The organism is Kitasatospora sp. NPDC043950 (assembly GCF_056435345.1).
The window spans coordinates 1-3,370 of sequence record NZ_JBWKER010000126.1; the positions used below are offsets into that span (position 1 = coordinate 1).

A 3,370-nucleotide genomic window follows, 5' to 3' on the forward strand; every position below is an offset into this window, starting at 1 on the left:
CCACCACGACCACTCGGCCGGCCATGCTGGCGTAGTAGCCGGATGGCGCAGCTCGGCACCACGCGCACCCCCCCCCCCCCTCCCCCCTCCCCCCCCCCCCCCCCCCCCCCCCCCCCCCCCCACCCCCCGCCCCCCCCCCCCCCCCCCCCCCCCCCCCCCCCCCCCCCCCCCCACCCGCTTGACCAGGGCCGTCCGGAATGGACGGCCCTTTCGCGTTTCCCACGGAACGGGCCCCCGCCCCGGACGGCCGCCACCACCGCCGTACCGAGGAGAAACCCGATGACCACCGAGACGACCGCGACGACCCCGTCCGTGGCGACCACCGCCACCTTCACCGCCGATCCGGCCGGCCACCGCGTCCTCACCGGGGACCGCCCCACCGGACCGCTGCACCTCGGCCACTACTTCGGCACCCTGTACAACCGCGTCCAGCTCCAGAACCAGGGCGTCGAGATGTTCGTCGTGATCGCCGACTACCAGGTCATCACTGACCGGGACATCGCCGACCGGCTCGCCGAGCACACCGAGAACCTCGTTCTCGACTACCTCGCGGCCGGCCTCGACCCCGACCGCGCCACGATCTTCGCGCACAGCGCCGTCCCCGCCCTCAACCAACTGCTGCTGCCCTTCCTCAGCCTGGTCAGCGTCGCCGAACTGAACCGCAACCCCACCGTCAAGGACGAGATCGCGCACTCCCGCCAGTCCGCCGTCAACGGGCTGATGTTCACCTACCCCGCCCACCAGGCCGCCGACATCCTCTTCTGCAAGGCGAACCTCGTGCCGGTCGGCCAGGACCAGCTGCCCCACCTCGAAGTCGCCCGCACCATCGCCCGCCGCTTCAACGAGCGCTACCCGCACGCCGACGGCGGCGCCGTCTTCCCCACCCCCCGCGCACTGCTCTCCGACGCCCCGCTGCTGCTCGGCACCGACGGCGGCAAGATGAGCAAGAGCCGGGGCAACTCCGTCCCCCTCGGCGCGACCGAGGACGAGACCGCCCGGATCATCCGCGGCGCCAGGACCGATGCCGACCGTCGGATCGACTACGACCCGGCCAACCGGCCCGAGGTCTCCGGCCTCATCCTGCTCGCCGCGCTCTGCCAGGACCGCGCACCCGAGGAGATCGCCGAGGAAATCGGTGACGGCGGGGCCGCCGCGCTCAAGCGCACCGTCACCGACTCCGTCAACGAGTACCTCCGCCCCCTGCGCGCCCGCCGCGCCGAACTCGCCGCCGACCGAGGCCACCTGCGCCAGGTCCTGTGCGACGGGGCCGAACGCGCCAACGCCGTCGCCGACGCCACCCTCGACGAGGTCAGGAAGGTGATGGGGGCGATCTGAAGAACCGCCCCGCACCTCCGGCGCACCTTCGGGGCACCTTCGGCCCGAAGACGTCGGCTCGCGGACATCGGCCCGTCGACACGGGGGCATATCGTCACCGGGCGGCCTCGACCACGCCGAGGCCGCCCGTACCCGGCCTCCCCCGAAAGGCGTCCCGGCCCATGGACCAGCACCCGACCACGCCCGGCCAGGGTCTGACCCGCCCGCCACACCTGCGCCCCGGCGACCACATCGCCGTCGTCGCCCCCAGCGGCCCGATCGACTCCCAACGGCTCACCGACGGCTGCGCGGTCCTCCGCTCCTGGGGCCTGCGGGTCACCGTCGGCCCGCACGTCCTCGACGCCCACCCCACCCTCGGCTACCTCGCCGGCACCGACGCCGACCGCGCCGCCGACCTCCAGTCCGCCTGGCTCGACCCCACCGTCGACGCCGTCATCTGCGCCCGTGGCGGCTACGGCGTCCACCGCATGGTCGACCTGCTCGACTGGGACGCCATGCGCGCCGTCCCGCCCAAGCCGTTCATCGGCTTCAGCGACGTCTCCTCCCTCCAGGAGGCCTTCGCCCAGCGGCTCGGCATCGCCACCCTCTACGGGCCGATGAGCGCGGCCGGCTCCTTCATCACCGACGGACCGACCGCCGAGCACCTGCGCCGCACCCTCTTCGAGCCCACGGCCACCACCGTGCTCACCTCACTGACCGCCACCACCCTCGTCCCCGGCCGCGCCCGGGGCGTCACCGCGGGCGGCTGCCTCCACGTCCTCGCGGCCGAGCGCGGCACGCCCGCCGCCCGGCCCTCCTACGCCGGCGGCATCCTGATCCTGGAGGACGTCCACGAGCAGCCGTACCAGCTCGATCGGCTCCTCACCCAGTTCCTGCGCTCCGGTGCGTTCGACGGGGTCGCCGGCATCGCGCTCGGCTCCTGGGACGGCTGCGGACGGCTCGACCGCGTCCGGGACGTCATGCTCGACCGCCTCGGCCCGCTCGGCATACCCGTCATCTGGGAACTCGGCTTCGGCCACTGCCCCTCCACCCTGACCGTCCCGCTCGGCGTCCCCGCCGTCCTCGACGCCGACGCCGGCACCCTCACCCTGGAGGTGCCCGCCCTCGCCGAGCGGTGAGGCCCGTGCCGGAGGTGAGTAGGGTGCGGCCATGAACGAGGACCGCCTCACCGCCCTCGCCCTCGGCTTCCTCCGGGGCCCGGGCAGCAACGCCCGCACGATCCTCGGACTTGCCGGCCCGCCCGCCGCCGGCAAGTCCACCCTGGCCCGGCACCTGGTCGCCGAGATCGAACGCGCCGAGGGCCCCGGCAGCGCCGCGTACGTCCCGCTCGACGGCTTCCACCTGTCCGCCGCCCAACTGGACCGCCTCGCCCTGACCCACCGCAAGGGCGCCCCCGCCACCTTCGACGCCCACGGCTACGTCGCCCTGCTGCGCCGCATCGCCGCCGACCGCTTCCAGGACATCTACGCCCCCGACTTCGACCGCACCCTCGACGAACCGGTCGCCGCCCGCCACGTCGTCCGCCCGCACACCCGCCTCGTCATCACCGAGGGCAACTACCTCGCCTCCACCGACACCCCGTGGCCGGAGGCCCGCCGCCTGCTGCGTGAACTCTGGTACGTGGACACCGACGACGCCCTCCGCGAGGAGCGCCTGCTCCGCCGCCACCGCGACGGCGGCCGCGACGAGGCCACCGCCCGCCACTGGGTGACCGGCAACGACCACCCCAACGGCGAGTACGTGAAAGCCGGCCGCGCACTCTGCACCCGGACCGTCGCCGGCAGCGGCTTGCCCGCGACGCCGACCAGGGGTAGTGTTCTCTAGTCGCTCGGCAGGGAGCACCGGACACGCATCGGCGCGGACGGTCCCGGGGCGGCCAATCCTTTTGAAACACCATTTCCTGGTTCGGGCTGGGTCGCGTCTTGTCGCGGCTTGGTTCTTATTCGGCGTGTTCGTTTTATTGGATTGCGGTCGATTCGCTTTTCGGAGCGGGGATCGGCTAGAGTTTGAAACGTCGGACGGGGCGTCAAGCCGC

General features: G+C 73.5%; 3 protein-coding genes. All 3 read left to right on the forward strand.

What is annotated here, in order from left to right:
- Window positions 1-279: 279 nt before the first annotated feature.
- The 3 genes from trpS to AC07BF_RS37665 all read left to right on the forward strand — a co-directional run bounded on the left by trpS (window position 280) and on the right by AC07BF_RS37665 (window position 3,159).
- On the forward strand, window positions 280-1,335 hold the full coding sequence (gene trpS / locus AC07BF_RS37655) for a tryptophan--tRNA ligase (protein WP_478334594.1): 1,056 nt from the start codon (window positions 280-282) through the stop codon (window positions 1,333-1,335).
- A gap of 161 nt (window positions 1,336-1,496) precedes the next feature.
- Complete coding sequence (locus tag AC07BF_RS37660; protein ID WP_363583532.1) at window positions 1,497-2,453, forward strand: S66 peptidase family protein; 957 nt, start codon at window positions 1,497-1,499, stop codon at window positions 2,451-2,453.
- 31 nt (window positions 2,454-2,484) lie between these two features.
- Window positions 2,485-3,159, forward strand: coding sequence for a nucleoside/nucleotide kinase family protein (locus AC07BF_RS37665; RefSeq protein WP_478334595.1), 675 nt, complete (start codon window positions 2,485-2,487; stop codon window positions 3,157-3,159).
- Window positions 3,160-3,370: the final 211 nt, after the last annotated feature.